Annotated in this window: 6 protein-coding genes; all 6 read right to left on the reverse strand. The window is 52.2% G+C overall.

Features of this window, described 5'->3' with window-relative positions; translation table 11 throughout:
- Positions 1–1,444, reverse strand: a 1,444-nt coding sequence (locus AC3DOM_RS05645) for a trimethylamine methyltransferase family protein (protein WP_487918053.1), incomplete at its 3' end; no start/stop codon positions are given.
- Between the two features lie 3 nt (positions 1,445–1,447).
- Entirely contained in the window at positions 1,448–3,040 is a 1,593-nt protein-coding gene (locus AC3DOM_RS05650; protein ID WP_487918054.1) for a trimethylamine methyltransferase family protein, read from the reverse strand.
- Positions 2,956–3,597 (reverse strand): cobalamin B12-binding domain-containing protein, encoded by a 642-nt coding sequence (locus tag AC3DOM_RS05655; RefSeq protein WP_487918055.1) that lies wholly within the window; start codon positions 3,595–3,597, stop codon positions 2,956–2,958. The genes AC3DOM_RS05650 and AC3DOM_RS05655 overlap by 85 nt, the downstream gene beginning before the upstream one ends.
- A gap of 38 nt (positions 3,598–3,635) precedes the next feature.
- Positions 3,636–4,394 carry a GntR family transcriptional regulator gene (locus AC3DOM_RS05660; protein ID WP_487918056.1) on the reverse strand — a complete coding sequence of 253 codons (759 nt, stop codon included), beginning with the start codon at positions 4,392–4,394 and terminating at the stop codon, positions 3,636–3,638.
- A 104-nt stretch (positions 4,395–4,498) separates the two neighbouring features.
- Positions 4,499–5,590: a [LysW]-lysine hydrolase gene (locus tag AC3DOM_RS05665; protein ID WP_487918057.1), complete on the reverse strand. Its 1,092-nt coding sequence runs from the start codon at positions 5,588–5,590 to the stop codon at positions 4,499–4,501.
- Between the two features lie 102 nt (positions 5,591–5,692).
- A partial coding sequence (locus tag AC3DOM_RS05670; RefSeq protein ID WP_487918058.1) for an aspartate aminotransferase family protein occupies positions 5,693–6,297 on the reverse strand: 605 nt, incomplete at its 5' end.

Here is a 6,297-nt window from a genome sequence, read left to right on the forward strand (position 1 = left end):
TTGCCAGGCCTTCCATCATGCTGACCAGTGCTTTTTCTTTGGCCGGATCCATTTGCGGACGCTGGTATTCGTCCAGCAATTTTTTCGTACGGATTTTGGCGCGTGCAAAGGTGTCCATCCGTCCAGAGGCTTGCCAGCCGCGGATGGAATCGCGGTCGATGATGTCAGAGGGTAAATACTGTTCTTTAGAAAATAACTCGCGAGTGATGCGTTGTTTGAGAAAGTCGCCTTTGAAGTTGATTCCCTCAAACATAGCGGTAGCAAGTGTCTCGGTCCGCACCTGGACGCCTTCCAGCATCCGCTTGGCCATTCCAATCGCTTCGGCATCAATGGTCAACTTCTCGGGGCTGTGGCAGGCCAAAAAGTCCAGCATACCCGCGCCGGAGATCATATTTACGCCAGCCAGTGCGCCAACCAGTGCTGACATCCCGCTTTCCATTCCAGCCTGCGCATCCACGATTTTAGACTCGGTTGCGCCGAGATAACAATGGGTTGGGATATTGAGCGATTTGCCAACCTGGGCGTAGGAGGCGTCGATCATGGCGGTCTCGATCGCGCCCATGGGCGTGCTGCCCTTGCGCATATCAAAGATCGCCGGAGCACCGCCCCAAACGATGGGAGAGCCAGCCCTGGCAAGCTGATGGATGGTGATGCCGCTGATACATTCGGCGGCATGCTGCACAACCGAGCCAAGCAAGGTAACGGGAGCCGCAGCGCCTGCCAATGGCATGGAGACCATCTCAGACGGGACGCCCGCTCGCGCCAGCTCGATCAGATTGCCTGCGCCAAACTTGCTCCAGATGAGGGGAGGTGAAGGGCAGACATCGAATACAGCTTGTGGTTTTTCAGCCAGGGCTTCACGACTGCCGCCTGTCCTGAGCGAAGTCGAAGGAGCAAAAATTGCCAGCATATCGATCATCGTTTGCAATGTATCGTTTGAAAATGCACCGGTTACGATCGGTTTATTCGAGTGCAGCAATACCAGATAGAGTCGGTAGAAATCACCGATTTCCTTGGGCACCTCATTGCAAACCACCGCTGTGGATTGTGCATCGTATTGTGGCAGCATTTCAGCAACTTTGATGATGCGCACCAAATCAGGCGTATAGGCTGGTTTATGTTCCAGCGTTTCGGGATCAAGGATGCTAACACCAGAGGAGCCTGGGTCAAAGTGGACATGATCGCCGCCATATGTGATCTTGGGATTCCCCTCGCGGTCATAAAGGATGAATTGGCTGGGTACCGTTTCCAGTGCTTTTTTCGCCACTGACTCGGGGATTTTGACCACTTCATTGGCTTCATCTACTTCGCAACCGGCGGAACCAAGCAGTTCCCGCGCTTCGGCGTACTGCACCTTGATGCCGGGTTTCATCAGCAGCTGGAAGGCCTCATCCAGGATGCGGTCAATCAAATCTTCTGTCAGGAGTTCAATTTTGGGTTGCATGGATTAATGCTCCAGTGAAGAAATGACCTTTGCCATTTCGGCGGAAATTTTCAGGTCAAGCGTATCTGGCTGATGCGTGGACAAAATCTCGCGTGCCCTCTCAAGCGCCCAATCATCCGCGTTGTCTTGCTTCTCTTCCCAGACATTATATGGACGGCGATCCATATATTTTGGAAGGAATAGATCATACATATGCTTGCGGGTATGTTTCTGGGTCAGGAAGTTGCCGCCGGGACCAACCTTTGCGATGGCCTCCAGAGCCAGGGTTTCATCGTCCACGACGATTCCTTGCAGCGTCTTATGCATGATGGAATATATCTCACAATCCATCTGCATTTGCGCATAGGACCAGATCCGGCTTCCGTGCAGAAAGCCTGCGCCCAGGAGCATATCGGACATGGCAATGGTCGCCATGAAGGTGGACATACTGTTTTCAAGACCTGCCTGCCAATTCGGTTCCTTCGCCCCAGTCGCAAATGATCCCATTGAGAGGGGGATATTATAAAAGTCTGCCAGTACATTGGTCGCTGCGCCAAAAAGGAAGTCTTCTGGCCCGCCGCCTGTATAAACACCCGTGCGTGGATCGGAGGCCGTTTGCGCGGCCGCATAAAAAATGGGCGCACCCGGATAAGCCAGTTGCAGCAAAGCCGAGACAGCCAAAACTTCCGCGTTGCCGACGGCCAGTGTTCCAGCGATGGTGGCCGGGCCAGTTGTCAGGCAGGAGGACATGGTCATAAAGCCGGTCGGGACACCGTATTCGGCAGCGACGAGGGCAGCATCCAAACTGCCGCCATCATGCCCGAGTGGAGGGGCGGTGCATTGCATCAATGATAGGACCGGATTCTTGCGTAATTCTTCCTTGCTGCCAGCCACGGCAATCGCCATTTCCATCGCAGCACGCGCTTCTGTTTCGTTATAGATAGACTCGGTCTGGACATGCTTGGTGGAGTTTTCCCAGACGGTCTTGATCTCGTGCAGGCCGCGTGTCTCAGCTGGTTTATCCTGTGCCGAGAGGGCCACCCAATGAAAGGCGATCTCCTCGGTCGCATCAGCTATGCGGGCGATATCTCCAGCGTCCTTCAATACTGAAGAACGTCGCTGACCGGTTTCGATATCCATGATCTCGACGCCGCAACCATCTGTTCCCAGGAAAACGTGGTTGCCATCCATATTCAGGTGTTGCTGTGGATCGCGCGCGCCAAGTTCATAAGCAGGGGGGGCATTCTTCATCGCTTCTTCGATGATCTGTGGCTTAACTTTCACGATCATGCTCTCATGATCGACGGTAGCCCCATTAGCTTCCCAAATTTCCAGGGCTCTCCTGGAGGGGAAACGCACCCCCACATTTTCAATGATATGCAGGGTGGCATGATGAATTTTCTGCACTTCCTGCGGCGTTAATATCTCAAGCTTAAGCTTGGGGTTGGTGATTGATTTAATATTTTTTGTCATCGTTTTCTCCCATGATTTCCTCTCCCTTATGAAGCAGGGGTTGGGTGATGGATAAAACCCTACAGGCCCATCAATTCTTTGGCTACACTGACCGCGCCAATGGCATCTTCTGAATAACCATCTGCTTCGATTCTTTGGACCCATTCTTTTGTCACGGGTGCGCCACCCACCATCACCATCACTTTTAAACCACGTTTGGCAACTTCATCAATGACTTCTTTTTGCTTGATCATTGTGGTGGTCAGCAAGGCACTCAGGCCGATAATATCCGCGCCTACTTCTTCGGCTTTTGCGATCAGGTCAGCGGTTGGTACATCCACTCCCATATCGTAAACTTTGAAACCAGACGAGGTCAGCATTGTCCCAACCAGAGTTTTCCCGATCTCATGGATATCACCCTCAACGGTTGCCAAGACCACTTTGCCCAAAACCTGGCGCGATACGCCGGAGGCCATCATGGCTGGTTCCAGCACTGCGATAGCCGCTTTCATGGCCTCCCCAGCCATCACTAGCTCAGGCAGAAAAGCATCACCGCAGGCAAAGTTATCACCAACCTCGTTAACGCCGGGCATAAAACCATCCGTGATGGCAGCCAGGGGATCAATCCCTCCATCCAGCGCTTTTTGGGCCAGCTCTGCTGAAACTTCATCGTCCCCATCCAGGATGCTTTGTGCCATTTCTTTGAATAATTCTTGTGACATTATTTTTCTCCTCATAGAAATTAAATGATGCGTTTCGGTTACATATTTATAGAAAAAGACTCACTCAATAAGCGGGCTTTTGATTCCAGGACCTCATGTGGGATGCCCAGGAAGGCGACCAAATCCTCTCCCAGATTGCGGATATGCGCGATTGCCCTGCGCTCAGCCAGGTCTGCGTCTCCAAGTTCAATTGCTTCTACCAACTGCATATGCTCCTGATATTCATCCATCAGGCTTTGTTCCAGCAGTTCTGTATGACGGAAGAGGTATTCGTAGAGCATCCAGTCCGGGAAGGAGTTCATCACCATGGCAAACAGCTTATCCAACGAACTATTCCCCCCGATTGCAATCACCGACTGGTGGAATTGACGGGATAACTGTCGCAATGCGGAGATGTCATCTAGCGAGAGCAGACCTTTCATCCGGGACAGGATCCGCTTCAACCCATCCACCTGGGCTTGCTCCCGATTAAGGGCTGCAGCGCGGGCTCCGGCTGCCTCCAGCAAAAGTCGCATGCTATAAGCATCGGCGATCTCGTCAGCGCTTGGCTGTGGGACACGCGCACCGCGATAGGGGACCCGCTCCGCCAGCCCCACCGAGACCAGCAGGTTCAGCGCCTCGCGGACGGGCGTCATGCTTACCCCAAGCTGTGTGGCGATATCTTCCTGACGGAGCCAGTCACCGGGAGCAACATCCCCGGCGATGATTTTTCCATGCAAAACGTCAAAAATCTCTTCTTTGAGAGATTTTCGTTGTAGATTTTCTAATTTATTTTCTGAATCCAGTAAAGTGGTCATAGCGTTTAAATCTCGATAGAATTATATATTATATATAATTCTATCATAACTAGGCAGATCTTTATAACGAATTATTTCCCCCATCCCTAACTTTTATAGGAGGGCTATTCCATGTGAACCAGTGTATCCAGTACCTTCTTGAGAACAGCCACAGCTTGCTCATATTCAGCCAATGAAATATGCTCATTAGGTGTATGATCGAGATTAGAATCCCCCGGCCCATAAGCGATCGCCGGGCATTCCCAGAGCGGTGCGACGATGTTCAAATCCGCTGTGCCAGTTTTGACTACAAAACCTGGCTTGCCACCTGTAGCGCGGATGCCTTTAAGAAAGGCGCGGACGAGTGGTGTATTTTTCTCGGCACGATAGGCAGGGATGGCAAAGCCAACGCGTTCGACACTTTCGGGTGCAGACAGCTTTTCCAGTTGAGAATACCAGGCCTCGGGGAAGAGGGTTACGGGCAATCGCGCGTTAATCTGCAAGCTCGCCCAGCTCTCAAATCCGTCATCCCCTGAATCAAATCCACGTAGTGAGAGCAAAATCTCTTCAAAAACGCGATTCTTCCCCTGATTGAATTCTTTAGCCCACGCTCGCACATTATCCCAAAGTGCAAGAGCGGCCTCGGGAGCGGTCTCTTCTCCACTGGCCGAATGTGCCATTTTTCGGCGAGAAGTCAAACTCGCATTTGCGCTGCCCTTATAGCCTAAAGTGACCCGATCCCAACGGGAGGGTTCACCGATAATTGCAAACTCAGGCTGATATTGATCGACAACAAAGCGCGCGCCAACAGAATCCCGTTCTTCGTCAATTGCTCCGATAACGATGATTTGCCAGTCTCGTACATGGCCCAAGCCTGCCACCGCGTCAACAAAAGCGGAGAGGGGTCCCTTGGCATCCACCGAGCCACGCCCGTACAAAATGCCCCCTTCTCCCTCAGTGAGAGGAGCTGGGGGTGAGGGCTCAACCCGAACAGGGATCTCCCCGGGAACCGTATCGATATGCCCCAACAAAACGATTTGCTTCTCACCCTCCCCGATCACGCCAACCGCGTTTCCGGCCTCATCCTTGAAGGCATTCGTAAATCCCAAATTCTGCATCCGCCCGACGAGATAGTTTACTGCATCTGATTCCTGACCAGAGGGACTATAGTGTTTGACGAGTTCGATAAGAGTTTGTGCTTTTTCTATAGTTGTCATATTTGTTTTTTCACCACAGAGTTCACAGAGAGCGCAGAGAAAAACCTTTTTCTCTCTTGTTTTTAAAACTCAGTGAACTCTGTGTTCTCTGTGGTAAATCTTTTACTCTAAAACTTCCTTCAATGCGACCACCACCTGATTAATTTGCTCACGCTTTATCACCAGTGGCGGTAACAGGCGGATAACCGTCATCCCGGCAGGGAGGGCAAGGACACCGCGCTCAGTCAGCGCTTGGAGATAGGGGACGACCTTTTGCTTGATCTCGATCCCGATCATTAATCCCAATCCACGTATATCACGGATAAGCGGTGATTCCATTTTCTTCAGCTCATCAAGAAAATACTCGCCAAGCTCCGCGGCGCGTTGAGGGAGCTGCTCTTTTTCCTGTATTTCCAGTGCGGCGAGGGCAGCTGCAGCAGCGAGGGGATTCCCTCCAAAAGTCGAGCCGTGAATGCCGGGAGGTAATTCGCCAACGCGCTCACCGATCAAGACCGCACCTGCGGGAAAGCCTCCTGCCATGGATTTGGCGAGGGTCACCAGATCAGGTTGCAGGCCGTGATGTTCGAGGGCGAAGAGTTTACCCGTGCGCCCAAATCCGGTTTGGACTTCGTCGATAATGAGCAGGGCACCGTGTTTACGGCAGAGTTGCTGGGCTCCCTGTAAATATTCGCTTGTGCCGGGATGAACACCCCCCTCACCCTGGACAA

The sequence above is a fragment of the Candidatus Desulfolinea nitratireducens genome (assembly GCF_982879505.1).